Source organism: Klebsiella sp. CN_Kp097, from assembly GCF_040064495.1.
Classification (GTDB): domain Bacteria; phylum Pseudomonadota; class Gammaproteobacteria; order Enterobacterales; family Enterobacteriaceae; genus Klebsiella; species Klebsiella aerogenes.
The window spans coordinates 195618-220391 of the sequence record NZ_JBEAIL010000002.1; the positions used below are offsets into that span (position 1 = coordinate 195618).

The following is a 24774-nucleotide window of genomic DNA, read 5'->3' on the forward strand; positions in this document are numbered from 1 at the left end:
CGAACCGCCCTGGAGTTGATAACAGGGTTATTTGTGCGCGCCCTGGTCAAGCATCGCGCTGACATCGGAGACGGTGAAGGAGCCCGGTTTCTGACGCGGCGGGAATTCTTTAAACGTCGCCAGCATTTCTTTTGCCGACTTCTGCGCGCCGCCCATCAGGAACATGCGATCGTAGAACCAGGATTGGTAGCCCATCCCCTGGTCGCCTTTCTCCAGTGGATCGACGGCAAGGTCAAAGATCATGGGCGCACGCAGTTTGGTGAACGGATAGCGCCACAGATCGAGACCGGTGTGTTCCTGGATCATAAAGTGGATCTTCCAGCGGCCCTGACGCATTGCCAGCAGATCGCCGTCATCGCTCCAGTAGAAGAATTCGTTACGCTGGTCTTTTCCTTTGCCCTGCAGGAAGTCGAGCTGGTTATAGCCATCAAGGTGAACCTTGTAGGTGATGGACGGCGTTTTATAACCTTTCAGCATTTCCTGTTTGATGTTGCTGTCGCCGGCAGCGGCAACCAGCGTCGGGAACCAGTCGTAGCTGGCGAACATGTCGCTCACCACGGTGCCCGGTTTGATGTGGCCCGGCCATTTGATCATTGCCGGAACTCGGAAGCCGCCCTCCCAGCCGGTGTTTTTCTCACCGCGGAACGGAGTTTCGCCTGCGTCCGGCCAGGTGGCGGTCATCGGGCCGTTATCGGTGGTGTAGATAACGATGGTGTTATCTTCGATGCCGAGATCTTTAATTTTCTGCAGCACCTGGCCGACGATTTTATCGTGCTCAACCATGCCATCGGCATAGGTTCCCAGCCCGGTGACGCCAACGCTGTCGTCTTTGAGGTGGGTTTTATTGTGCATACGGGTGGTGTTGAACCAGGTAAAGAATGGTTTACCGGCTTTCACCTGGCGCGCCATAAAGTCGTTGTTGGCGGCCAGTGTCTCTTCATCCACGGTGCCCATACGCTTCACGGTCAGCGGACCGGTATCTTCGATCTTGCCGTCAGCGGTACTCTTAATTACCCCGCGCGGGCCAAACTGTTTACGGAAGTTCGGATCTTTCGGGTAATCCGGGTTTTCCGGCTCTTCTTCAGCATTCAGGTGATACAGGTTGCCAAGGAATTCATCGAAACCGTGCGCGGTCGGCAGGAATTCATCACGATCGCCCAGGTGGTTTTTACCGAACTGGCCGGTGGCGTAACCCAACTGCTTGAGGACGTTGGCGATGGTCGGATCTTCTTTCTGCAGACCCTGCGGCGCCCCCGGCATACCGACTTTACTCATCCCGGTACGGAATGGCATCTGGCCGGTAATGAATGCGGAACGGCCGGCGGTGGAGCTCTGCTCGGCGTAGTAGGAGGTAAACTTCGCGCCCTGCGCGGCGATGCTGTCGATATTTGGCGTCTGGTAGCCCATCAGACCCTGATTGTAGGTGCTGAGGTTCAGGTAGCCGATATCATCGCCAAAGATAACTACGATGTTAGGCTTTTTAGCATCCTGCTTCGGCGCTGCGGCGTCGGCTGCGTGAGCAACGGTCACCGCGCCGGAAGCTAATGTCAGCATACTGGCCAACATTGTTCTCTTAAAGGGAATGTTTTTAAACATAGTTCGCTATCCTTTTATTTTTCCGGGTTTTTAAATGATCTGGAAAAATAGGTTGTTAACGAAGCGTCTAATTTATTTTTAAATTAGCAAGGGTGTTTTTTATTAAAAATAAATTAGACGCTTCAGTGGGCAAGAAAACGTTAAACGGTTCTCGTCGGTGTCGGCATTCTATTAAGCTGAAACTATCGATACGAGGGGGGAGTCTCTAAACGGACTGAAATAAATGGCAGGATGAACTAAAAATGCTACCTTTAATTGACAGGCTTAACTTTGGCAGACTATTTTTCGAGAGGCTTAAATAAATGATAATTAATGAGGCAACATGAAAACAACCTATTCCGACGTTATTGATCAATATAACCATGTTGTCGCCAGCGACCTTGAGTTGATTCAACCGCTGATCTCGGCAAATCAGCCACGAATCATCAAAGACAATGGCGTTTTCAGAATTGAGCCTGGCGAAGTCGTCATTGTAGTTGAAGGCATTATTGCGATAGAAGTGGAATACAATGTGGGTTTTGGCTCCGCGGGTAAACGCGGTGTCCTGAGCAAAACGCGAGATATGCTGCAGGTCGGCAAAGGGATCCGCGGTATGATTTTAGGTATTATTGAAAACTATGGCCCGGCGCTATCGCTAAAATATACGGCAAAGAAAAATGTCAAAATAGTGACCTGCGGTAAGGAAGCGTTTGAACACTATTTTATTCAACGCGATCGGTTTGCTTATCTGATGGAAATCATGGCATTTCAGCTATCGTTGATTATTGATGCACATCACGAAAAGAATTTACCTTCACGCTACGATACGATTAAATCAATGATTTACCGTTACAAAAAACAGCAGGATGCGGGAGTATTACATGATAGAAGCCTGGCTAGCTTTATTCTGAAAAGAACCAAAATGTCGCGCAGCTACCTTTTCAAAATTCTTGCTGAGCTTAAAGAAGGGGGATATATCAAAATGGAGAACGGTGAACTGATCGATATTGCGCACGAACTGCCGGAGAAATTTTAACCTCCTGTGACTGGGCGCGAACGTCATTTCAGTGGCGCAGAGGTCGTCTAACAGATCCTGGGATTACTTTACTCTTTATTACGCTTGCCCGCTGGGCGACGAATCATGTATGCCGAAGCCAGTTGCCGTGCGGAATCTAGCCCGTCGTGTTTCTCTTACCGCGATGAGAATGGGGAGATAGTTGCTCTACAATGACCGTTTGTAGGTTTGCTTTTATTTGTGGTTATATCTAGAATGCAGTTAATTATTCTGTCATAAATTCATCCTGCTAGTGAAATAAACCATTGTTTTTTCGTTTTAAGGGATACGATTTTGCTGAGAAGGGAGGCTTCTTTGTGTTCAATGGTGCAGTGCGCTCTGACGTAAACAATTTCGTTAATATAGAAAAGGGAAGGCGCGGTAGAAAGAGTCAGCCGTTTATCTCTTTCTCCAAAAATGGGGGGCATGTCAGGATCGCGGCTTTCATTGCTCGTCACGGAGAACATGTTGATATTCAAATAGATTATTCCACCAGAACCATCCGGGTTAAGAAGGTGGAACATCACGGCGTGCGTATTAACGTCGGCGGCGTCTTTACCCGTAAGGTACTGGTGAAGCAGTTTCTGTTTGGCGAGAAGAAGACCATCCGCGTCGATCTCACCCAACAGGACGATGGCTGGTTTTATGGCGACTTGCCGGTAGAGTTCACGGCCAATTGCGCATAGTGCGTTATTGCCTGAATTAGCCATTATCCAACTATGTTGATACGGAGATAGCGGATAATGGCTTTTTTATATCAATGAGATATAAATACGAGTCATTATAGTTTCGTATTAAAAATTTATTTTTAAGTAAATAAGTACCATTAAATCCTATTAAATAATAGTTATTTCCAATGATATCTTTGCAATAATTAAGGGAAAATAGAGACTCAAAAAAGGAAACGATAATTAATGGAACATTTACTCAGACATTGTGAACAGGTTGCCGTTGGCCCCTATAGCCGCGATGCCCGGGCGCTGGCGCATGAAGTGATCGATACCATTTCGGCGGGCGTTCCGCCGGAGCAGTTGATTCTCCCCTGGATGTCGGTTAAAGAGGGGCTGCCCGACGCCAATAGCGGGCGCTACGTGTGCGCTTATACACCCGCGAAATCTCAGGACCGCCGCTATCAGCTGGTCTCCGCTGCCATGTTCCGCACCGTTTGTCGGGACGCCACCCACTGGTTTTATATGTGGGAAGCGCTGTGATGGTGGGGGGGGGATTTGTAGTGGTTTATGCTTCAATGCATAGATTATTTTGCTAGTACAGTGAATCAAACTTTAACAACGTCAATATAAAAATATTTGGTAGTTAAATCATTCGCACCGCTAAATCCTTATATAATAAATATACTATTGAGATAGTCGTTAGGGAGCAGGATTGGACTGTGGTTTTTTTTATACAAGTTGTTGAGGGGAAGCATGATCGAAATAATAAGTGATAAGAAAATATTAAGAATCTCCGCATTTGAAAGAGAAAATACACCTAATGCACCTGCTTATGATTGGATAAAAACCTACGTCGAATATCACCTCCCTGAATTGAATGTACAATATCAAGCTTCTTTCAACGTTGGTGAACTTTCCGAACTGAAAGATAAACTTATCGCGTTACATACCCACTTAATAAATGAAAATGCCCATACCGATGTTATTTTTGAAAGCACCGAAAATCAGCTAAATCTGGTATTTACACCATCATCTTTTGGCCATGGAGCACTTATGTCGTTAACGTTGAGGCCAGAAAACCCGGCTGAAAGCGTAGTGATCAGTGATTGTTTGGGGCTTGATGAAAGCTATTTTCCCGCGCTCATTGCTGGTCTGGAAGAGATCATCAATTTACAAAGATGATGCATTAGAGTATTGATAAGTCAGATATTTAATTAGAAGCCGCCAGGATGCTACTCTATGAAATCTGCTCTTGCTAATCTATGCCAATCCATCGGGATTCAGTCCGCGAGTCTGCTGGAAGCTATCACAACCTGCCTTTGTTCTATCGCCGCGCTGGGTAGCCTTTTTGTGCTTGAAGGCTGGGGCATGAAGATGGCTGGTTTTGTCGGGTTTTTGGCGCTGGCTTACGTGGTTGCCTGGATAGTGGATATAGTAAAAGGCGAAAAGTAGAGCCAAACATTTTGATTCATTACTCAGATTCTTGAGATTTGGACGGATTGGACTTATCACTATCAGAGGATCTTTTTTGCCGGAGGGTGTGAGCACATGTAAGAGGGGCTGCCAGATAAAAAATCAGCCATTTGTGCATAGCTCACATTTGAACAATTAAATGGATAAACCTTTTGATACTTAAGCAAAATATAGTCCATATTATAGCCTTGTACCGAACGTGGATATTTTAAGGATAAAAATATGTCAGCAGTAATTGATAAAGCACTGGATTTTATTAATGGCATGAACACGTCATCTTCAGCACCGCACACCATGGATGAAAGTACGGCTAAAGGCATTTTCAAGTATCTTAACGAGTTAGGAGCTCCGGCCAGCGCAGCTGATGTATATGCCCGGGGCACTCAAGAGGGCTGGGATCCTGAATTTACTAAAACGTTAGCGGGATGGGCGGAACGAATTGAGTCCGGCGAGCGTATAGTTATTAAGAATCCTGAGTACTTTTCTTCATACATGCGCGAGGAGCTGCGGGCGCTGGTATAAGGCAGTTCTGCTCAATTTGAGCATCAGCTTTACAGGCGCGTTTGTACTCCGCAGTACTTGCATGCCGTTTCCTGTCGGTATCCTGGAAAAGACTAAGGGCTTACGAGTAATCGTAAGCCCTTGATATTTGGTGGCCCCTGTTGGGTTTGAACCAACGACCAAGCGATTATGAGTTCCTACTAGAACAACCGAAAATCAATATTTTGTGTTATTTATCATTGACATAGATTGCCACTGCTTGCCAATGATTACCCTTTATTCGCCATTTCTACCGCCACTTTATCGCCACTTTGCTGAGCGAATTCGTTTACTAATTCATTTTGTTCGACGAGATTCTTAAGTAATGTTGGAACTCGACTAAAACTTCCCCATGAAGGAATTAAGGGCTCTAACTCTTGTGATTTAAAACGATGCATATAGCATTCAAGCCAGAATCGTTCATCATTAGGTATGATTCCATAAAAAATGCTTTTTGCACGTTCTTTTAATTCTAATGTTTCACTTGAGTTGATTCTTAGTAAAATCTCCTCCATGATTTTTGATTCATTTTCGAAAAAGGGTAGTTCATCATTATTAAATTTTCTAATGCTTTCTTTCCAGATATCATACTCTTTTAATGAGTCATCATCTGCAATTCTTCTACGTATAATATCATTCAAAAAAACAAACTGATAATTTCTATTTTGAATAAGTGGGTTTTTATCTATTCTTTTATCTAAAATCTCACATAATGTAACTATTCCATTGATATGATTGCTATTTTTCGATTCTGTGATATTTATCTTATTTGACTGGTTGATTTCTACCACAGTTATTACTAGAACGATTACGCTGATGATTGTTACTAGCGGGCCGTATACACCGCCGATGTAAGAACCAAATCCGGCCCAAACATTTGGGTCCGTTGAGAGGGCGTAATGGAATGTTTTGAAATACAAGTGAAGAGGTATTAAAAAAATCACTGTCATGAAAATGATTATGATCGATGACACAAACTTATGTGATCTTATTGCTTCTATTATTCTTTCAAGTGAAGTCATATTCTATTCCAAGGTTAAACTGTAATTTATTCTATGGGTATAAAACGGTTACTTTGGGAAAGCTTAATGTGATTCTGATATTTCAAACTAAAAAGTTTGCTATAGGATTGAATCTTACCGCGTCATCAAGATGATCAGGTGAAAAGTGAGCATAACGCATTGTCATTTTGATATCTGTATGGCCTAAAATTCTCTGTAAAACAAGAATGTTACCTCCATTCATCATGAAATGGCTGGCGAAGGTGTGACGCAAAACGTGAGTAAGTTGTCCTGCCGGTAGTTCGATGCCTGTTCTTTCTAGAGCTGACCGGAACGCCCCATAGCAATCACTAAACAACCGGCCTTTTTTATCATCAGGCAAAGACTCATAGAGCTCTTTGCTGATTGGGACGGTGCGGTTTTTTCTGCCTTTCGTGTTGGTGTAAGTGATTTTGTATTTCGCGAGCTGGCTTTTTCTCAGACCCTCGGCCTCCGACCACCGTGCGCCAGTGGCGAGACAGATTCTTACCACGGTTTCTAAATCAGAGTGGTCATGCCGTTTACACTCTCCGAGCAGTTGCGCAATCTGGTCGTGAGTTAGCCAGGCCATTTCCATTTCTTCTGTGCGGAATGGACGCATATTTTTCAGTGGGTTTTCACCCTTCCATTCTCCGAGGCGGTTTAGCTCATTGAACACTGCCCGGAAGTAGGCCAGCTCAAGATTAAGCGTGCGAGGCGATACCTCTTTCACTCTGTTTGAACGGGCATACTCACCTTTTAACCGTTTTTCTCGGTAGCGGGAAAACATCTGCGCATCGAAATCGCGTGCGAGTGGTTCGCCCATACAATCAAAAGCATGGTACATAGCTAACTGGCGTTTCAAGCCGTCTTTCAGTGTAATGCCATGAGCGCTATACCATGAATCAACCAGCTCTTTTAACGTGCGCCTGTCTTCCTTTTCTTCCTGCCACGGGTTTTGAACGGTGTACTGCTCAAACGCCAGAGCCTCGCCCTTAGTAGCGAATTTCTTTCTGATACGTTTGCCTTTTGCACCGTTTGGGTAGAGCTCACAAATCCAACCGCCAGCCGGATTTTTACGGACAGTCATCAGTTAACCTCGCTGTATACACCCACTACACGGCCAATCGTTTTTATCTCATCTATCCCGCATTCAAACGGTACTTTGCCGCCCGCAACGTGTAACTTTTTACCGGGTAGGAGCGTCAATTCTCTGATGCTGGTAGCTCCCTCAATATCAACCAACCAAAGGCCATCAGAAAGTGAGGCATCTTGTTCTATGAAGTGCAGCTTTCCATCGGCGCGAACAGCAATACCTTTTGACATTTGCTTGCTAAAAAAACCGGCATCAATACTCAATGGTGAATTTTCTTCGAGCTTTCCATCACTCAGAGTGAAGGAGTCTATCGATTTCGGATCCGTTGGAGACGGTTTGCCGTCATATTGAGAGCCTTGCCCCGTAAGAAGCCATAGTAGGCTTGCTCCGGTTTCTAGTGCGCACTGTACGGCGAAATCATAAGAAACAGTGCCTCGCGTGTAGCGGTTTTGTAGGGAACTGGCGGCAATATTGAAGTGCCGGGCTAGCTGGATTTTTTGAGTAAAACCATACACTTGACAAATTCTATCCAGTAGCTCGTCGTTATTCACCTGAGTATCAAGTATCAAAATATACTCCTTTGGGTATTTACTAATATTCAAACGAGTATTAGTATCGTTGCTAATTCGGGCAATCAGTGGCAGGAGTTGGCAAACAGAGGCCATTGATTGCAAACATTTTCAAAATGGGAATCATGCAACATGGCTTCTGAAATCGCAATCATCAAAGTGCCCGCACCTATCGTTACTCTGCAACAGTTCGCTGAACTTGAGGGCGTTTCTGAACGTACCGCTTACCGCTGGACAACCGGCGACAACCCATGTGTACCAATCGAACCCCGCATTATCCGTAAAGGCTGCAAGAAAGCAGGTGGCCCGATTCGTATCTACTACGCGCGCTGGAAAGAAGAGCAGTTGCGTAAGGCGTTGGGTCATTCCCGTTTTCAACTCGTCATCGGTGCTTGATTCACTTTATGTGAATCATAAGGATGCAACATGTTTGATTTTCAGATTTCCAAACATCCCCACTATGACGAAGCATGCCGGGCTTTTGCGCAGCGTCACAACATGGCGAAGCTGGCCGAGCGTGCGGGTATGAATGTTCAGACATTACGCAACAAGCTCAACCCGGAACAGCCTCACCAGTTCACGCCGCCTGAATTGTGGCTGCTGACTGACCTGACCGAAGACTCAACTCTCGTTGATGGTTTTCTGGCGCAGATTCATTGCCTGCCATGCGTGCCGGTTAATGAGCTGGCTAAAGACAAATTACAGTCTTACGTCATGCGCGCAATGCGTGAACTCGGCGAGCTTGCGAACGGTGCGGTATCTGATGAACGCCTGACCTCTGCCCGTAAGCACAACATGATTGAAAGCGTTAACGCTGGCATTCGCATGTTGTCGTTGTCGGCGCTGGCGCTGCATGCGCGTCTACAGACTAATCCCGCTATGTCGAGCGTTGTCGATACCATGAGCGGTATTGGCGCATCCTTCGGGCTGATTTGAGGTGCGTATGCTGAAAAGTGAACCTTCATTCGCGTCTCTGCTCGTTAAGCAAAGCCCCGGCATGCACTACGGCCACGGCTGGATCGCAGGTAAGGACGGCAATCGCTGGCACCCGAGCCGCTCACAGGCTGATTTGCTGGCTGGCCTCTCTACTCAAAAGCAGGGGGAATCATGGCTATCGAAGCTGTTTCTGCGACTGTTCCGCTAAAAGCGGGTGAACGTCTGGCCGGTCTCAATCATGTGGCTGAACTGCGCGCGAGATATTGGGGCGATAGCTGGAAAGAGGTTGAGCGTTTTGTCGATGATATGCGCGATAAACGTGACCCACAATTTGAAGAAAATAATCGGGCGCTGGCCGCTATTTTCTTTCTGGCAAAAATACCGGCGGCTCGTCATGAGCTCGAATTAAGTGAGCTGACTACTGACGAGAAAAAGGCGCTTATTACAGCGATGAATCATTTTCGTGCAGTGGTGAGTTTATTTCCCAAGCGGCTAACCATGCCGAATTAATACAAACAGAAATTTAATGGCGTAAACCCGCCGGGCTTCTTATTGCCCGAAATCAGGAGAATTAATTATGCGTAATACCGAAATCCGTAGTTTTAACACTGATAGTGATGCGATGGCCGTATTGCTGACCGATGCAAAAAAAGAAGAGCGCAAAGACCGTGCGCTCGCAGTTTCAATCCGCCTTGAGGCGCTGGCGATACATATCACCAAAGAGGGGATGAGCGGTACCGAAGCCGCCGAACTGCTGCGCCGTGAAGCCACTCGTTATGAGAATGAATCACAGGAGCTGCACTAATGGCCGACGCAATGGATTTAGCACAACTGCGCGAGCAGGAAGACCGCGAACGCCACATCAGCAACGCGCGCAGCCGTATCGCTGCACCTTCCTGTTTTCTCTGCGAAGAATGTGACGCACCAATCCCGGAAGCTCGCCGCATTGCGATTCCGGGTGTGGCCTTTTGCGTGACCTGTCAGGAGGTCACCGAATTGAAATCTAAACATTATCGGGGGGTATGACTTGGCGGTTCAATTCGCTTACCCGTGGAATGCTCCACGGTCGGCAATAGCCAGCCCATATCTTACCTATGACCAACAGCAAAGCCGTGACCGTTTGTTCGCGGCTTTGCTGCATGCGAGAAAAGTGCTTTCTCTCCAGCCTGAGTGTGTGCGTTTTGATATTTATCGAACCGTTACGGTGCTGGAGCAAAATCAGGGCAGTCAACGAGCTAATGCCTTTTTAATCAGCTTTTGTAAAAAGGCATTGCCGCGTCTTGAACTGGTCGCAAAAAAATACGAGTGCGTTGGCATCAATAGCAATGTATCAACCGCTGTTTTTGGCGATCATTTTGATACCCAGCTTATGCAATATCTGGCGTCACGCATGGTCAATATGGTTGCCAGATATAACCGCCTCCCTGATATGTCGCGCGCCGATGTTGACCTGCTGGCCAGTGACATTGCTAATTTCATTCGTTCTGAACTGGCAAATATTGATGACTCAGGTTTTGGTGAACTCAAAACGCTGTACACCTGGTACATGCACGCTGGTTTTATTTCTCTGCAATTTAATGTCACCCCTCCCCATTGGGAGCGCGTGGCAAATAAATACTTCAACAAGGATGATATCGCCCCCGCAGTAATCCGTATGTTTACTGAGTCATGGTGGCGTAATCGTCTGCGTCGTGTCGCGTCGGCATGGCGCGAACATCTTCAAATTTCAGTCGGCAACGTCAGCAAGAAAAAGCACGCCTACGCGAGTAAAAACTGTGTGACCGACTGGCGCGAGCAAAAGCGCCGCACGCGTGAGTTTCTCAAAGGGCTAGATCTCGAAGACGAAGACGGCAACCGCATCAGCCTGATTGAAAAATACGACGGCTCAGTCGCTAATCCAGCTATACGCCGGTGCGAGCTGATGACCCGCATCCGTGGGTTTGAGAATATCTGTAATGAGCTCGGTTATGTCGGGGAGTTTTACACCCTGACTGCGCCGTCTAAATATCACGCCACCACCAAAGCTGGTTACCGTAACAGCAAATGGAATGGTGCTAGCCCGTCGGACACGCAAAGCTATCTAACTGGCCTTTGGGCGCGCATACGCGCCAAGCTGCACCGGGAAGACATCCGCATTTTCGGTATACGTGTTGCCGAGCCTCATCACGACGGAACGCCGCATTGGCACATGCTTATGTTCATGTTGCCGGAAGACGTCGAGCGCGTGCGCCTCATCATCCGTGATTATGCGTGGGAGGAAGACCGCCACGAACTGAGAAGCGATAAAGCCAAAAAAGCGCGCTTTCATGCCGAGGCCATTGACCCGGAAAAAGGCAGTGCTACCGGCTATGTCGCTAAATACATTTCAAAAAATATCGACGGCTATGCTCTTGATGGCGAAACCGATGACGAAAGCGGTGAGCTGCTGAAAGAGACAGCCCCCGCCGTTTCAGCATGGGCGGCACGCTGGCACATCCGTCAGTTTCAGTTTATTGGTGGTGCGCCGGTGACGGTCTACCGTGAGTTGCGTCGTCTCGCTGATACAGAGACTGCGCACGGTCTGAGCGTTGAGTTTGCCGCCGTCCATGATGCAGCCGATGCCGGTGACTGGGCTGGCTACGTTAATGCGCAGGGCGGTCCGTTTGTTCGTCGCGATGATTTGCAGGTGCGCACGCTGTATGAACCGCGCGCCGAGTTTAACCAGTACGGTGAGGAAACCGTCTGCATCTGTGGTGTGTACGATTCCGCTGTCGGTGCTGGCACCCCGATTTTAACCCGGCTAACGCAGTGGAAAATTGTGCCGAAGCGTGCCGTTGATTTGGCCGTTGACGTTAAGGGCGCTTCTGCGCCCTCTCGGAGTTCTGTCAATAACTGTACGGGGAGCGAAAGCGAACCACCGGTACTGGATTTAACAAAACCATTGAGTCGGCGTGAAAAACGAGATCTAACCAACCGACTCAGGAAGAAAAAGCCAGCAACACGGCGAAAATTCATCCACGGAACGGATGAGCAAAACGCAGCAATAGCGAAAACCATAGACGAGATACATCTGACAACCGGCAACACAATCAGCCGGGGCGAAGCCCTGCACCTGATGGCGGGTGGTAAAAGCTGTTTTGAGGGCAAATGGCTACGCGGGACAGCAAGAGGAGAAATATTTTCCGCAGCGCCCTCACATGAGGCCAAAGCCAGGAAAATCCTTAATCGTGTTGCGGCTATAGCTGAACTGGCAACGAAATGTAATCATTAATATTCATCCATATCATGTACATACAGTGTATTTCCCGTCATTTTTTTCTTCACACCTTTTATCGACACGTGGTACTGTATGTTTATACAGTATCTCGTATTGGAGGTTATGTGGATAGAGAGTTAAACGAGCACGTTATGATTGAGCGGGTCGAAATGATTGCGCGTCTGACGGCAGAGGGTACTTGTAAGGAAAGAGACCGCGAAATCGCATTGAATTTAATTGCGGAGATAGCTAGAGGAAACTTAATGAAAAACAACTCCTTTTCGGTTGTTTTCTCCGCAACGCCTGTTGAAGAACGATTAAAAAGAGGGGGCGAAGTGAGGGTAAACATCACGTTGGATAAAGACCAAAAAATAGGCCAGCCAGTAATTGATGCTTTTCAATGCGAATTGACAAGGCGAATACAGTCTGTTTTTCCGTCAACACGCGTTACAGTTAGAAAGGGATCCATGACAGGTGTTGAGCTGATGGGGTTCGATAAAGACTCAGACCGCGAAGCGCTGGATAGTATCCTTCAGGAAGTATGGGAAGATGAAAGCTGGCGTTAATCCCTGAAAAATGTGCAACTTTCAACCCTATGTTTGATAGCATGGGGTTGTTTTATATGGGGATTACATACAAAGGAAAATCATGGATACCGTAATAGCATTTTTATCTCTGGCTCTCTTTATTGCTTTTATCGTGGGTTTAATCAAGCCATCGCTTGTTCGGATGCCGAACCGTAAGCGCTCCAGCGCGGTTTACCTCGGGGGATGCCTAGTGCTGGCCGTTATTGGCTCAATCTTATGGCCGACTGAAAGGAGTCAGCCTGTGGCAAAAACTGACGTACCGGAGATTAAAGCAGAACCTACTACGCCAGCATTCAAGTATGCAGATAAAACTCTTAAAGAATATCGTAACGAGCCAAAAGATACACGGCATGATATTGTTAAAAGCTACGTTGGCTTCAAAGATGTACCAGCAAACGCTACTAATGCTTTCTATGCTTGTATGAGCGAATATACTTTCACTAAAGATGATAATTTAAAGCTTGGTGATGTTTTGGGGTGGTGTTTTAACGACTTTGAAAGAGATCCACAATCGCTAAACAGTAAAATTAACCTTGATACATTTAAGAGTAATTTTAGCGGATGGGACGGTTCCTATCGTCCGTTAGAGAAAATGATTAAAGACAGTATGAACGATGACTCCTCTTATAAACATGTTTCAACTGTTTATCATCTGATTTTGAATAAAGACCCACATGCCATTGTAAAAACAACATTTCGTGGTACTAACGCTTATGGTGGCGTGGTTAAACAAACAGTTGCAGCGCGCGTAAACGTGCGAACGGGTGAAGTCGAGTCGATACTCGATAACTAAACAATATTGTGACAAACGTCGCCGGTGCTGAAACTCGCTTTCAGTGTTGGCGGGGTTGAACAACGAGTAAGGCGAGGCGTTAGTTTTTTTATAAGGATACGATGTGGCTAATAATAAAATTTTACCTCAATCACTAATTAATAGCGGTATTTCTTTAGATACTCATATATTTCGATATCGGTCTGATCGTGACTTTGTCGTTCAAAATGACGGCGTCAATGTAAGTAAAAATATAATTACCGAAGAGATTGAAGCGTATTCTATATGGCATTCTGCTGTTGGTGCATTAAATGATCCGTTTGAAATATACGCCAAAAAAAACATTCGTGAATTTGAACGGATGACCAAAAATCAAAAGATAAACCTTTGGTTAAAAGTGGTAACCAGACTTGGGAATGAAGGGCTCATGGCGTTGAGTTCGGAAGAAATCCTCAATGCCTACGAACATGATAAAGAACGACTTGAGAAAACAGTAAAGGATGTGAATGCTAATGACACATCCTTCTCTAACTTCATTAATGACATTAGAGAAACAATTGGTATCGCTTGTTTTACATCTGTTTGTGATAGTCGCCTAATGTGGGGTTATTATTGCAATGGATTATCGGGTGTTTGTCTTATATACAACATTAAGTCTCTTTTGCAACAAAAAGTGGAACTGAATACAGTGTCATATCTTGATGGCGCGGTAGAATTAAATGTTCTTGATTTTGTCTACAATTACATGGATGAGGAACGGGCGACAAAATTATCACAAATTGTAAAAACTAAACATATCGAGTGGGCTCATGAATTAGAGTCAAGAAGTGTCGTTGATTTACGTGGGGACGAAATTGGTAAGGGTAGGCTAATTAAGATGAATCGTTCGTGTATTGATGGTGTTATCGTTGGGCGTAACACGCGACCAGAAATTAAAACTGCGATAGAAAATTTATCTGAAAAGATTGGATTCAGAATGTTTGATGCAGATGTTGATTATCAGCTTTTTGGTGTAAAAATCGTTTAAATCAGTCATGCATGCATTGGGTGCATGATTTTGTATTCGTCAGATTTACACGTTCTGGCCTTGTGCCGCCAGAGCTGGCGAGGATCCAGAGTGGTCATGCAACTGCATTAAAACCGACACATAAAGCGGGCAGGCGTGGTGGGGAAAGCATTGCGCGCCAGAGGAGGTGCGTAATATTAAAAATTATCGTCTAAGCGCATCGTGATGGCGCGGTCATGGGCGCTGTTGGTTCGTTGGTGGTCGGGCGTGGTAGTGTGCGTGTGGCGCGTCTGAGGCGTGATGGTGGGTGTGTATGGAAAAGCCGCTTAGAGACAGCGGCTTAACAATAGTGGTGGGACTCAAACTGCTAATAATGTTTCTACAAACATTAACCTAATTTACATGTATGTAGAGTTCACTGTCACTAGACCAGTCGGGGCACTCTAAAGCAAGTCCAAACTGCTTGTATATTTCATCAATGACTAATGTTATCTCACGATAATCATCAAAACCTGTAATGCGTTGGTCATTGAATTTTTCATAAAGTCTTTGAAAAGCAGCTCCTAACTCTGATAATTGATTTCTTATTTTTGAGTCGGATAGTGTAAGGGCTAGTTTTGGGGCGTATTCATTAATATTGATGTTTAGAGAATGGACGTAACCTATCGCATAAGCATAGGAATTGATAATTAGCTTGAAGCGTTTTTTTGCTTCGGGATACATTTCATTCAGAGAAATATTGTCTCTTTTATAGTTCAGAATGAGATTTTCAATCTCGTCAGATACTTCATTTACAACAGTATCAAGATTCTCTAGAAATAAATCGATAGTCTCTTGAGGGGCTGACCACGAAGACATGTAGTTAGCAAGGTATTCAGACCATGCTCGCGTGGCTGAGATAAGCAGCGCGTCGCCATACTCGTTGACCGTAAAGTTTTGGGCTAAGCATGTTAGTAGGTTTTTTTCATGTACGTGCACTAACTCATGATGAATGCGATGGATGACTGCGCGGAATCCTTCTTTATTCAACTTCAGGAAGCCACCATCATTAAAAAGCTCAACAAAAAAATCAATAGATAGCACAAGGGTATATTCTACACATAGCCCATCGCTGCCAATTTTTGTTACTAACTGCCCGACGGCTGCGCCCTGTTTGCTATTGGTGAATGAACTAGGGGATTTGTGTTGGTAAATGGAGGTCACATTTTGAAGGGCTTCGCTGAAATTATAGGAAATAACCACGCATTTTAATTTTGAGGTATCAAGATTGATGTTTTTTGTTAAGAATCGAATAGCTTCTAGCGTGAAATTACCGATATTATTTGCTTCTTGCTCAGTAGTGAAACCTTCGAGGGTTATTTTAAAATCAGTTTCCAAAGTATTAATCTCCGCGCCCATTGTTTTGATATCCGATGCACTATAGCTTTCGCAGATCGCATCTTCAATGATGAGCGCAGAGATTGAGGTGGCCTAAGCTATTCCGGGTTGTCGAGGGTGTACTCTTTGAACCTGATGACCTCCATGCCGAGCCAGTCGTTTACCTCCCTGAACCTGTCCTGCAGGGGTGACAGCTCGTTACGCACGAATACCTTTGCCACCTTTTCAATGTCGCCGAGTGAGCCGATATTCTCGGGCTTGCCGCCCATGAGCTGGAATGGAACACGGTGCGCGTCCATCAGGTCAGCGGCGCTGGCTTTCTTGATGTTAAAAAAATCATCCTTTGTGGCGACTTCGCTCAGTGGCACGATTTTGATGCCGTCCGGTTTACCGCCGGGAGCGTAGAAAAACAGGTTTTTAAAGTTGCCGAGCCCCTTCGAGTTACGCATCGCCTCGCGCAGCGATTCGACGTCGGTCGCGCTCTGCGCCGGGTCGGTCACATACATGATGTAACCCGCGTGCGCGCCGTTCTGGTAATACTTGCGGCGAAATAGTGTCGCGGATTCATTCAGCCAGGCGGAATTAAGCGCGCTGAGATATTCCGGCAGACCGTAAATCTCCTGATTGATGTCGGGCTCCAGCAGGTGAAAAACCGTATCAGGGGCGAATTCGTGAGGCTGAGTGAAGTTTTCCACAAACCAGAAAATCGAGTCGTCGACCCCGCGTCGGGTGTATTTGGCCGGTGAGGCCAGCAGTTTGATTAACTGGCCGGTGACGCTGTGGCGTTGCTCAAGAAATGCATTGCCGAAAACCAGATAATCGAGAGCAAAGCGGCTGAAATCCTGACGAGACAGCAACGGGTGCGGGATATAGGTACTTGCGAGCACATTGCGCTTAACGTAAATCGGTGAGCTGTGATGTACGGCAGAGCGCAGGCTCTTTGCCAGCCCGGAGAAACTGACCGGCGGCTCGTACCATTTGCCGTTACTGATGCACTCGACGTAATCCAGAATATCGCGCTTATCGAGTACCGGCACCGGCTCACCGAAGGTGAACGCTGTTGTTTTTGGCGGTGCGCTGGCGGTCAGTTGCTGTGACTTGCTGGCCTTCTGCGCAGCGGCTTTACGGGATTTTTGCTTACCCATTTTTAATTGAACTCCAGAATAGATTTAGGCTGCATGCCGCTACCGGCAGAAAGCGGTTCGTTTAACAGGGCGTGCATGGTTGCCCATGCGATATCGGCGTGACTGGCTTCCTCGGTGCGGCTGGCCTCATAGGTGGCGCTGCGGCCGCTGCTGGTCATGGTTTTGCGGATGGACATAAACGACTGCGTGACGTCGGTTGCCCCGGCATCGTATTCCAGACAGCCGCGGCGAATGGTGTCTTTTGCCTTGAGCACCATTGCGGTTTTCATTTCAGGTGTGTAACGGATACCGCGCGCTGCCGGGAAGAATGAGCGCACCAACTGATAAACGCCGAGGCCGAGGCCGGTCGCGTCAATGCCGATGTATTCAACGTTATATTTCTCGGTCAGCTTGCGGATCCCCTCTGCCTGTGCGGCAAAGTCCATGCCTTTCCACTGATGGCGCTCCAGCATGCGGAACTTGCCACCCGAGACCACCGGAGGCGCGAGTACGACGCACCCGGCGCTGTCGCCAGTGTGTGACGGGTCGTAGCCAATCCAGACCGGGCGGGATCCGAATGGATGATCGGCGAACGGGGCAAAGTCTTCCCATGATTCCATCACGTCGACCATGCAGCGCTGCAGCTCCTCGAACGGGAACACCGACGCTTTGTCGTCGACAAATTCGCACATAAACAGGTTTTTAAAGTCTTCTGCGCTGTTTTCGCGTTTGAGCTGGTCAAGGTCAAACAGGGTGCAGCCACCGGCAAGCGCGTCCTCAATGGTGACAATCTGCCGCCACTGTCCGTCGTCGCAGAGCTGACCACCGGCAAGCGCGGTGTGGCTGATATCGATATCGATACGCTCGGCGATACTGCTGCGCCCCTTGTTGAACAGTTCGCCAGACCAGAAGGGGTAAGCGCCATGCGCCAGCGTGGAGGGCGTCGAAAAATAGGTTGAGCGCAGGTGTTTTTGCGAGGCCATGCCCGAGGCGACTTTGCGCAGACGCTGAAAGTTCGGGATCCAGAAAATTTCGTCGACATACAGGTCGCCGTTATGGCTCTGCGCCGTGTTGGAATTGGTACCGAGAAAAATCAGTTTTGCGCCGTTGTTGCCGATGACAATCGGGTCGCCGGTCAGGTCGACGTCGACCAGTCGCGCAAACTGGATGATGTACTCGCGGAACACGTAAGCCTGCGTTTTACTGGCCGACAGGAAAATCTGGTTATGGCCGGTTTTGAGCGCGCGCAGCAGCGCCTCGCGGGAGAAATAGAACGTCGCGCCAATCTGGCGGGATTTGAGAATATCGCGAATACGGTGCGCCAGCCCTGCGCGGTACCACTGCAGCTGATACTCGAAAGACTGGTCGAAGAATATTTCTTCCAGCTTTGCGATAGCCTCGTCGCTGAAAAAGTTCTTTTTCGGTTTCTTACGCTCGCCTTTGTTGCGGTTGGCAACGTTGGGGTTAAGGTCGACCTCGTTGCCGGTCTGGCTGTAGCGGTTAACGCGCGCCAGTCGCTCAATCTGCCGCCCGAGCAGGTCAATCTCTTTGAAGTCGCCGCCTGACTTTTGTGGCTTAACGATGAGCTGAATCAGCCTAGCCTCAAGGCTGCTTTCGACGCGGGAAATCGGTGCAATACCGTCCCAGCCGTCGCGCTGCTTCCAGCTCTGCACGGTCGGGCGTTTGACCTGCAGCATTTCGGCAATCTGTGGCACGGAAAAGCCCTGCCAGTAAAGCAGCGATGCCTGTCGTCGCGGGTCATGCAACAAGGTTGTATCGGTGGAAATGGTCATTGATGCCTCGCCGTAATGGATTCAGGGCAAGGCTACTTAATGGCCGTCAGTGATTCGCTAAGGTGCTGTTGTGTGGGCGGTTGTCCAGTCGTGACAGGTGGCTGAGGGTGGTCTGAGTCTGGAAACTGGCGGTGACCCGTAACCACAACCTCAGGACTCCTGACAATGGCAAAAAAAGTCTCAAAGTTCTTTCGTATCGGCGTCGAGGGTGACACCTGCGACGGGCGAATTCTCAGCGGTAATGATATTCAGGAAATGGCCGAAACCTATGACCCGCGAGTCTATGGTAGCCGCATCAATCTCGAACACATTCGCGGTCTGCTGCCTGATGGCGTATTTAAACGTTATGGCGATGTTGTTGAGCTGAAAGCCGAGAAGATTGACGACGATTCCGCGCTGAACGGCAAATGGGCATTGTTCGCCAAAATTACCCCGACCGATGACCTTGTCGCGCTGAATAAAGCTGCGCAGAAGGTCTACACCTCTATGGAAATTCAGCCGAATTTTGCCAATACCGGCAAGTGCTATCTTGTCGGTCTTGCGGTCACCGATGACCCGGCAAGCCTCGGTACTGAATACCTCGAATTCTGCCGCACCGCGAAATACAACCCGCTGCAGCGCTTTAAGGCCAATCCTGAAAACGTCTTTTCCGTCGCCACTCTGGCGGAACTGGAATTTGAAGACGTCCCCGGCACGGTGCTTAACAGTCTGGTCGATAAGGTGAGCGCCATTTTCAGCCGCAAACAGGTCAGCGACGATGCGCGCCTGAATGATGTGCATGAAGCGGTGACCACCGTCAGCGAGCATGTGCAGACCAACCTGACCGCACAGGATAAGCGTATTTCCGATATAGAAACCGCATTTGCGACCTTCAAACAGGAACTGACCGGCAAGGTTGAAGAAACCAGCCAGGCATTTTCCGTCCTGAAAACCACCCTCGATAAAACCGAAAGTTTCAGCCAGCCGCGACGCGCAAAAGCCAGCGGCGGCGGTGGCGATGAGCTGCTGACCGACTGCTGATAACCCGCAGGTCTGAAACCGGGCGGCGACCCCGCCCGATGCTGTGACTAACCAATTAATTCAAACAGGAAATACTATGCGTCAGGAAACCCGTTTTAAATTCAATGCCTATCTGAGCCAGCTCGCCAAACTGAACGGCATCAGCGTTGAAGACGTCAGCAAAAAATTCACCGTCGAACCGTCCGTTACGCAAACCCTGATGAACACCGTGCAGGCGTCATCCGCGTTTCTGAAGATGATTAACATTTTTCCGGTTGATGAACTGAAAGGTGAAAAAATCGGTGTGGGAGTAGATGGCACTATTGCCAGTACGACCGACACCTCTGGCGACGATGAGCGCGAAACATCTGACTTTGTCGCGCTTGAGTCCAATAAGTATGAGTGCGATCAGGTCAACTTTGACTTCCACCTGCGCTATAAAACGCTCGACCTGTGGGCGCGTTTTCAGGACTTCCAGCGCCGCATTCGCGACGCCATTATCCAGCGTCAGGCACTGGATTTCATCATGGCCGGTTTTAACGGCACTCATCGTGCACCGACCTCGAATCGCAAAACCAACCCAATGCTGCAGGATGTGGCGGTCGGCTGGCTGCAGAAGTACCGTAATGAAGCCCCGGCACGCGTGATGAGCAAAATCACCGATGCTGACGGCAAGGTCGTTTCCGATGTGATTCGTGTTGGCAAAAACGGCGACTATGAGAACCTCGACGCGCTGGTAATGGATGCGACAGGTACCCTGATTGATGAGGTTTATCAGGACTCAACCAAACTGGTTGCTATTGTTGGTCGCAAGCTACTGGCCGATAAATATTTCCCGCTGGTTAATAAACAGCAGGAAAACAGCGAATCGCTTGCGGCAGACGTCATTATCAGCCAGAAGCGCATTGGCAACCTGCCAGCCGTGCGCGTGCCCTACTTCCCGGCGAATGCGGTGTTAGTGACCACGCTGGAAAACCTCTCTATCTACTTCATGGATGATAGTCATCGCCGTTCAGTCATCGAAAACCCCAAACGCGACCGCGTGGAAAACTACGAGTCGATGAACATCGATTATGTGGTCGAGGCGTATGCCGCCGGGTGCCTGCTGGAAAATATCACTCTGGGCGAATTCACCGCTCCTGCAGCACCGGAAAGCGGAGAGTAAACCCATGATGAGCCCCGCACAGCGTCACATTATGCGGGTCTCGGCCTCAGAAGCCGCGCAGCGGGAAAAAGCCCCGCTGCGCCATGCAACCGCCTACGAGCAGATGCTGGTAAAGCTGGCCGAAGACCGCCGCACGTTAAAAAACATCCGTTCAAATGAGCGCAAAGCCGAGAAAAAGCGCGAGCTGTTGCCGTTCTATACGCCGTGGGTTGCCGGTGTGCTGGCTGATGGCCGTGGTGCACAGGATGACATTGTGATGACCGTCATGCTGTGGCGTCTCGACGCCGGTGATATCGCTGGCGCGCTGGAAATAGCCCCTTATGTGCTGAAATACGGCCTCACCTCTGACCATCGCCGCACGACGCCTTACATGCTGGTTGAAGAGGTGGCACTTGCCGCACAGCGCCTGCGCGATGCAGGTGAGCCTGTCGACCTCGCATTACTGCTGACCACCATCGACCTGACCGACGGTGCCGACGTTCCCGATATGGTGCGCGCCCGTCTGCATAAAGTGACCGGCCTGACCCTGCGCGATGCCGGTCAGAGCGCGGAGGCGCTGGCACAGTTTCAGCGCGCTATGCAGCTCGACCGCAACGGCGGTGTACGCAAAGCGATTGAGCAACTGGAACGCGCATTGAAGCCAAAACCAGAAACGGCACCCCGTAAAACAACTAAACCGCGCACGCGCAAACCCGCCACCAAACCGGCGGCAAAGCGCGGGCGCCCACCAAAGGCGGTTAAAACCGCCGGTTAACTGAACGCTCCCCGAGCCGGGCGGCACGCCGGTCAAAGCGGGTATTGACCCTGACGGCGACCGGCGTCCACCGCCCAACCTAACGAGGTTGTCATGACGACAGTGATACTGAATCAGCCCGATGAACTGCAGGACATTCCGGGCGTGGTGATTCCCGCCCCCGAGACGGGCGACGCAGTGATTAAAAACACGTTCTTTTTTCCTGATGTGGATCCGAAGCGGGTGCGCGAGCTGATGCGCCTTGAGCAGACGGTGTCCGATGCGCGCCTGCGTAACGCTATCAAGACCGGCATGGCGGAAACCAATGCGGAGCTTTACGACTACCGGCTACGCCAGCTTGCCGCAGGGGTTAAGCAACTGGCCGATGTGCCTGACGCCGAGGAAATCGACGGCGAGAATGTGCGCGTTTTCCACTACCTCAGCGCCGTGACGGCGATGACAACCGCCACCCTCTATGAGCGTTATCGCGGCGTTGAGGCTACCGGCAAGGGTGACAAAAAAGCCGACAGCGTCGAAACCACCATTGATGACCTGTGGCGGGATATGCGCTGGTCAATCGCGCGCCTGCAGGATAAGCCTCGCTGCATCGTGGGTCAGCTCTGATGAAAGCCTATGCGATGCAGGGCGATAGCCTCGACGCGATTTGCGCCCGGTATTACGGGCGTACTGAGGGCGTTGTCGAGACGGTGCTGCAGGCTAATCCGGGTCTGTCTGAGCTGGGCGTTATTCTGCCGCATGGCACGGCGATTGACCTGCCCGACGTGGCATCGTCACCCGTAACTGAAACTATCAATCTTTGGGAGTAACCATGACAGAAGGGGAAAAAGGCGTCCTGTCGTTATTTTTGATTGGCGCGATGATTGTTGTCGGAAAAGTGCTGGCCGGTGGTGAGCCCATCACCCCGCGCCTGTTTATCGGTCGCATGTTGCTCGGTGGTTTTGTCTCGATGGTCGCCGGTGTGGTTCTGGTGCAATTTCCTGACATGTCCCTGCCTGCTATCTGTGGAATTGGATCCATGCTTGGCATCGCCGGTTATCAGGTCGTGGAAATCGCCATTCAGCGCCGCTTTAAATCGCAAAAGGGGGAGAGTGATGCCGGTCATTAATACTCATCAGAATATCGCCGCGTTTCTGGACATGCTGGCGTATTCAGAAGGAACGGCGACGCATCCACTGACAAAAAATCGTGGTTACGACGTCATTGTCACTGGCCTTGATGGCAAGCCGGAGATTTTCAGCGATTACAGCGACCACCCTTTCGCGCATGGCCGACCCGCGAAAGTGTTTAACCGTCTGGGCGAAAAATCCACGGCATCCGGGCGTTATCAACAGCTTTATCGATACTGGCCGCACTATCAGAAACAGCTCGCATTACCGGATTTCAGCCCACTGTCGCAGGACAAGCTTGCGATTCAGTTAATCATGGAGCGTGGCGCGATTGGTGATATTAAGGCGGGGCGTATTGAACGTGCAATTTCCCGCTGCCGCAATATCTGGGCGTCATTACCGGGTGCCGGTTATGGCCAGCGTGAGCACAGTCTCGAAAAACTGGTGACCGTCTGGCGCACAGCTGGCGGGGTGATGGCATGAAAATCCTGATAACGCTCCTTGTACTGGCCGTGCTTGGTCTGCTGTGGTTGCGCCATGAGAACGGCAATTTATCCCGCTCTTTTGAGACGGCAAACCGCGTAGCGAGCGAGCAAAAGACGACGATTGGCATGCTGAAAAATCAGCTCAGTGTCGCCGGTCAGCTCGCCAGACGCAATGAATCCGCGCAGGTAGCACTGCGCGAACAGCTCGCAGAGGCCAGTGCAGAAGCCAGTCGCCGTGAGCAGACAATTACGAGGTTACTCAATGAAAATGAAGCCTTTCGCCGCTGGTATAACGCTGCTCTGCCTGATGCTGTGCGTCGGCTGCACACCCGCATCGCCTGCGCCAGCGCCGGTGATTGTGGTCAACGGATGCCCGAGGGTGAGCCTTTGCCCGATGCCGGGAAGTGACCCGAAAACAAATGGCGACCTGAGCGCGGATATACGCCGCCTTGAGGGGGCGCTGACCGCCTGCGCGCTGCAGGTCAAAACCGTCAAACACTGTCAGGATGAACTCGATGCAGAAGCACAAAAGCCTGCGCAAAGCGCTGATTAACGCCGTGCCGCAGCTCCGAAATAACCCCGATATGCTGCGCCTTTTCGCCGATAACGGGCATACCGATTCCCGACTGGCGAGCTCGCTGTCGTTTGAAAAGGTGTATGTGCTTAACGTAGTGGTGACCGACTTCACCGGCGACCTCGATTTGATTTTCGTCCCGGTGCAGGCATGGCTGCGCGAACATCAGCCAGACATCATGACCACCGACGAGGGGCGGGAAAAGGGATTCACCTGGATTATTGATATCAATAACGACGATTCGCTCGATATTAGTATCAGCCTGAGGCTCACCGAGCGTACGCTCGTCAAAGAGGTCGACGGCGCGCTGCATGTCAGTTATGCCCCTGAGCCGCCGCTGCCTGAGCCAGTGACGCGCCCGGTAGAGCTGTACGTTAACGGCGAACTGGTGAGTAAGTGGGATGAGTGAGTTAACCGCACTGCAGGAACGTCTTGCCGGTCTGATTGCCAGCCTGTCCCCGGCGGCGCGTCGGCAAATGGCGGCTGACATTGCGAAAAAGCTGCGTGCCAGTCAGCAACAACGCATTAAGCGACAGCAGGCACCCGACGGCACCCCGTATGCCGTGAGAAAGCGCCAGCCGGTGCGGAGCAAGAAAGGGCGTATTAAGCGCGAAATGTTCGCCAAACTGCGCACTAACCGCTTTATGAAAGCCAAAGGCAGTGACAGTGCAGCGGTGGTGGAATTTACCGGCAAAGTGCAGCGCATGGCGCGTGTGCATCACTACGGCCTCAAAGACCGGCCAAACCCTCACAGTCGCGATGTGCAGTACGAGGCACGCCCTCTGCTCGGATTCAGTCAAAATGAAGTTACGCTGATGGAGGGAGTGATCTTGCAGTATTTTTCCTAAGATCATTTATTAATTA

The 24774-nt window shown here is 49.3% G+C and carries 35 protein-coding genes; 27 read left to right on the forward strand and 8 right to left on the reverse strand.

From position 1 onward, the window contains the following. Nucleotides 1-27 precede the first annotated feature (27 nt). Nucleotides 28-1596: an arylsulfatase gene (locus ABLV07_RS03100; RefSeq protein ID WP_020077900.1), complete on the reverse strand. Its 1569-nt coding sequence runs from the start codon at nt 1594-1596 to the stop codon at nt 28-30. Between the two features lie 322 nt (nt 1597-1918). Between ABLV07_RS03100 and ABLV07_RS03105 the strand changes: the two genes are divergently transcribed. Continuing rightward, a complete protein-coding gene (locus ABLV07_RS03105; RefSeq protein WP_048229503.1) occupies nt 1919-2611 on the forward strand; it encodes a helix-turn-helix domain-containing protein in 693 nt (230 codons plus the stop codon). Nucleotides 2612-2871: 260 nt separating this feature from the next. Here the strand turns inward: ABLV07_RS03105 and ABLV07_RS03110 are convergent, their stop codons facing one another. Beyond that, nucleotides 2872-3108 (reverse strand): hypothetical protein, encoded by a 237-nt coding sequence (locus ABLV07_RS03110; RefSeq protein ID WP_223575780.1) that lies wholly within the window; start codon nt 3106-3108, stop codon nt 2872-2874. Nucleotides 3109-3144: 36 nt separating this feature from the next. Between ABLV07_RS03110 and ABLV07_RS03115 the strand changes: the two genes are divergently transcribed. From ABLV07_RS03115 to ABLV07_RS03135, 5 genes are all read left to right on the forward strand, one after another. Continuing rightward, nucleotides 3145-3315 (forward strand): hypothetical protein, encoded by a 171-nt coding sequence (locus tag ABLV07_RS03115; protein WP_015369621.1) that lies wholly within the window; start codon nt 3145-3147, stop codon nt 3313-3315. Nucleotides 3316-3543: 228 nt separating this feature from the next. Beyond that, a complete protein-coding gene (locus ABLV07_RS03120) occupies nt 3544-3840 on the forward strand; it encodes a hypothetical protein (RefSeq protein ID WP_015703534.1) in 297 nt (98 codons plus the stop codon). 213 nt (nt 3841-4053) lie between these two features. Next, nucleotides 4054-4482: a hypothetical protein gene (locus ABLV07_RS03125; RefSeq protein WP_015703533.1), complete on the forward strand. Its 429-nt coding sequence runs from the start codon at nt 4054-4056 to the stop codon at nt 4480-4482. A gap of 57 nt (nt 4483-4539) precedes the next feature. Next, complete coding sequence (locus tag ABLV07_RS03130; protein WP_015369625.1) at nt 4540-4752, forward strand: hypothetical protein; 213 nt, start codon at nt 4540-4542, stop codon at nt 4750-4752. 243 nt (nt 4753-4995) lie between these two features. Then, entirely contained in the window at nt 4996-5295 is a 300-nt protein-coding gene (locus ABLV07_RS03135; protein ID WP_015369626.1) for a DUF1889 family protein, read from the forward strand. A gap of 248 nt (nt 5296-5543) precedes the next feature. Here the strand turns inward: ABLV07_RS03135 and ABLV07_RS03140 are convergent, their stop codons facing one another. The 3 genes from ABLV07_RS03140 to ABLV07_RS03150 all read right to left on the reverse strand — a co-directional run bounded on the left by ABLV07_RS03140 (nt 5544) and on the right by ABLV07_RS03150 (nt 7997). Further along, the gene (locus ABLV07_RS03140) at nt 5544-6335 is read right to left on the reverse strand and encodes a hypothetical protein (protein WP_267987802.1); all 792 of its coding nucleotides are present in this window, start codon (nt 6333-6335) and stop codon (nt 5544-5546) included. A gap of 82 nt (nt 6336-6417) precedes the next feature. After that, entirely contained in the window at nt 6418-7422 is a 1005-nt protein-coding gene (locus ABLV07_RS03145) for a tyrosine-type recombinase/integrase (protein WP_348853306.1), read from the reverse strand. Next, nucleotides 7422-7997, reverse strand: a complete 576-nt coding sequence (locus ABLV07_RS03150; RefSeq protein ID WP_201510609.1) for a phage repressor protein CI — start codon at nt 7995-7997, stop codon at nt 7422-7424. Before ABLV07_RS03150 ends, ABLV07_RS03145 begins: the two co-directional genes overlap by 1 nt. 132 nt (nt 7998-8129) lie before the next feature. On the opposite strand from ABLV07_RS03150, the gene ABLV07_RS03155 reads away from it, so the two are divergent. From ABLV07_RS03155 to ABLV07_RS03200, 10 genes are all read left to right on the forward strand, one after another. After that, nucleotides 8130-8393 carry a hypothetical protein gene (locus tag ABLV07_RS03155; protein WP_064149077.1) on the forward strand — a complete coding sequence of 88 codons (264 nt, stop codon included), beginning with the start codon at nt 8130-8132 and terminating at the stop codon, nt 8391-8393. Between the two features lie 30 nt (nt 8394-8423). Then, a complete protein-coding gene (locus ABLV07_RS03160) occupies nt 8424-8933 on the forward strand; it encodes a phage regulatory CII family protein (protein ID WP_267987796.1) in 510 nt (169 codons plus the stop codon). Nucleotides 8934-8940: 7 nt separating this feature from the next. Beyond that, entirely contained in the window at nt 8941-9141 is a 201-nt protein-coding gene (locus ABLV07_RS03165) for a phage filamentation protein Fil family protein (RefSeq protein ID WP_267987794.1), read from the forward strand. Continuing rightward, nucleotides 9105-9443: a DUF5347 domain-containing protein gene (locus ABLV07_RS03170; protein WP_000963463.1), complete on the forward strand. Its 339-nt coding sequence runs from the start codon at nt 9105-9107 to the stop codon at nt 9441-9443. The genes ABLV07_RS03165 and ABLV07_RS03170 overlap by 37 nt, the downstream gene beginning before the upstream one ends. Before the next feature lie 67 nt (nt 9444-9510). After that, nucleotides 9511-9738: a DUF2732 domain-containing protein gene (locus ABLV07_RS03175; RefSeq protein WP_201510610.1), complete on the forward strand. Its 228-nt coding sequence runs from the start codon at nt 9511-9513 to the stop codon at nt 9736-9738. Then, nucleotides 9738-9959: a TraR/DksA family transcriptional regulator gene (locus tag ABLV07_RS03180; protein WP_201510611.1), complete on the forward strand. Its 222-nt coding sequence runs from the start codon at nt 9738-9740 to the stop codon at nt 9957-9959. Before ABLV07_RS03175 ends, ABLV07_RS03180 begins: the two co-directional genes overlap by 1 nt. A gap of 148 nt (nt 9960-10107) precedes the next feature. Then, the gene (locus tag ABLV07_RS03185; RefSeq protein ID WP_348853344.1) at nt 10108-12183 is read left to right on the forward strand and encodes a replication endonuclease; all 2076 of its coding nucleotides are present in this window, start codon (nt 10108-10110) and stop codon (nt 12181-12183) included. Between the two features lie 110 nt (nt 12184-12293). Continuing rightward, on the forward strand, nt 12294-12734 hold the full coding sequence (locus ABLV07_RS03190; protein WP_348853307.1) for a DinI family protein: 441 nt from the start codon (nt 12294-12296) through the stop codon (nt 12732-12734). 82 nt (nt 12735-12816) lie between these two features. Beyond that, entirely contained in the window at nt 12817-13548 is a 732-nt protein-coding gene (locus ABLV07_RS03195; RefSeq protein ID WP_348853308.1) for a hypothetical protein, read from the forward strand. Nucleotides 13549-13651: 103 nt separating this feature from the next. After that, complete coding sequence (locus ABLV07_RS03200; protein WP_348853309.1) at nt 13652-14554, forward strand: DUF2971 domain-containing protein; 903 nt, start codon at nt 13652-13654, stop codon at nt 14552-14554. 372 nt (nt 14555-14926) lie between these two features. Here ABLV07_RS03200 and ABLV07_RS03205 read toward each other — a convergent pair whose 3' ends face one another. The 3 genes from ABLV07_RS03205 to ABLV07_RS03215 all read right to left on the reverse strand — a co-directional run bounded on the left by ABLV07_RS03205 (nt 14927) and on the right by ABLV07_RS03215 (nt 18827). Further along, nucleotides 14927-15910 carry a hypothetical protein gene (locus ABLV07_RS03205; protein ID WP_348853310.1) on the reverse strand — a complete coding sequence of 328 codons (984 nt, stop codon included), beginning with the start codon at nt 15908-15910 and terminating at the stop codon, nt 14927-14929. A gap of 98 nt (nt 15911-16008) precedes the next feature. Further along, nucleotides 16009-17055, reverse strand: coding sequence for a phage portal protein (locus tag ABLV07_RS03210; protein ID WP_348853311.1), 1047 nt, complete (start codon nt 17053-17055; stop codon nt 16009-16011). Nucleotides 17056-17057: 2 nt separating this feature from the next. Continuing rightward, a complete protein-coding gene (locus ABLV07_RS03215) occupies nt 17058-18827 on the reverse strand; it encodes a terminase ATPase subunit family protein (RefSeq protein WP_348853312.1) in 1770 nt (589 codons plus the stop codon). A 165-nt stretch (nt 18828-18992) separates the two neighbouring features. Here ABLV07_RS03215 and ABLV07_RS03220 point away from each other — a divergent pair, with 165 nt between their 5' ends. The 11 genes from ABLV07_RS03220 (at nt 18993) to ABLV07_RS03270 (ending at nt 24758) form a co-directional block, all read left to right on the forward strand. Next, nucleotides 18993-19847, forward strand: a complete 855-nt coding sequence (locus ABLV07_RS03220) for a GPO family capsid scaffolding protein (RefSeq protein WP_348853313.1) — start codon at nt 18993-18995, stop codon at nt 19845-19847. A 76-nt stretch (nt 19848-19923) separates the two neighbouring features. Then, nucleotides 19924-20991 carry a phage major capsid protein, P2 family gene (locus ABLV07_RS03225; protein WP_101705473.1) on the forward strand — a complete coding sequence of 356 codons (1068 nt, stop codon included), beginning with the start codon at nt 19924-19926 and terminating at the stop codon, nt 20989-20991. Between the two features lie 4 nt (nt 20992-20995). Then, nucleotides 20996-21745 (forward strand): terminase endonuclease subunit, encoded by a 750-nt coding sequence (locus tag ABLV07_RS03230; protein ID WP_348853314.1) that lies wholly within the window; start codon nt 20996-20998, stop codon nt 21743-21745. 93 nt (nt 21746-21838) lie between these two features. After that, entirely contained in the window at nt 21839-22348 is a 510-nt protein-coding gene (locus ABLV07_RS03235) for a head completion/stabilization protein (protein WP_348853315.1), read from the forward strand. Then, entirely contained in the window at nt 22348-22551 is a 204-nt protein-coding gene (locus ABLV07_RS03240) for a tail protein X (protein WP_348853316.1), read from the forward strand. Before ABLV07_RS03235 ends, ABLV07_RS03240 begins: the two co-directional genes overlap by 1 nt. 2 nt (nt 22552-22553) lie before the next feature. Then, a complete protein-coding gene (locus ABLV07_RS03245; protein WP_032413163.1) occupies nt 22554-22850 on the forward strand; it encodes a phage holin family protein in 297 nt (98 codons plus the stop codon). Continuing rightward, nucleotides 22837-23334 (forward strand): glycoside hydrolase family 104 protein, encoded by a 498-nt coding sequence (locus ABLV07_RS03250; RefSeq protein ID WP_316553294.1) that lies wholly within the window; start codon nt 22837-22839, stop codon nt 23332-23334. The genes ABLV07_RS03245 and ABLV07_RS03250 overlap by 14 nt, the downstream gene beginning before the upstream one ends. Next, nucleotides 23331-23744, forward strand: coding sequence for an Rz-like lysis system protein LysB (lysB, locus tag ABLV07_RS03255; protein ID WP_348853317.1), 414 nt, complete (start codon nt 23331-23333; stop codon nt 23742-23744). Before ABLV07_RS03250 ends, lysB begins: the two co-directional genes overlap by 4 nt. Beyond that, nucleotides 23644-23889, forward strand: a complete 246-nt coding sequence (gene lysC / locus ABLV07_RS03260; protein ID WP_348853318.1) for an Rz1-like lysis system protein LysC — start codon at nt 23644-23646, stop codon at nt 23887-23889. Before lysB ends, lysC begins: the two co-directional genes overlap by 101 nt. Next, nucleotides 23852-24319, forward strand: coding sequence for a phage tail protein (locus tag ABLV07_RS03265; RefSeq protein ID WP_047045389.1), 468 nt, complete (start codon nt 23852-23854; stop codon nt 24317-24319). The genes lysC and ABLV07_RS03265 overlap by 38 nt, the downstream gene beginning before the upstream one ends. After that, on the forward strand, nt 24312-24758 hold the full coding sequence (locus tag ABLV07_RS03270) for a phage virion morphogenesis protein (RefSeq protein ID WP_348853319.1): 447 nt from the start codon (nt 24312-24314) through the stop codon (nt 24756-24758). The genes ABLV07_RS03265 and ABLV07_RS03270 overlap by 8 nt, the downstream gene beginning before the upstream one ends. The last annotated feature ends 16 nt before the right edge of the window (nt 24759-24774 follow it).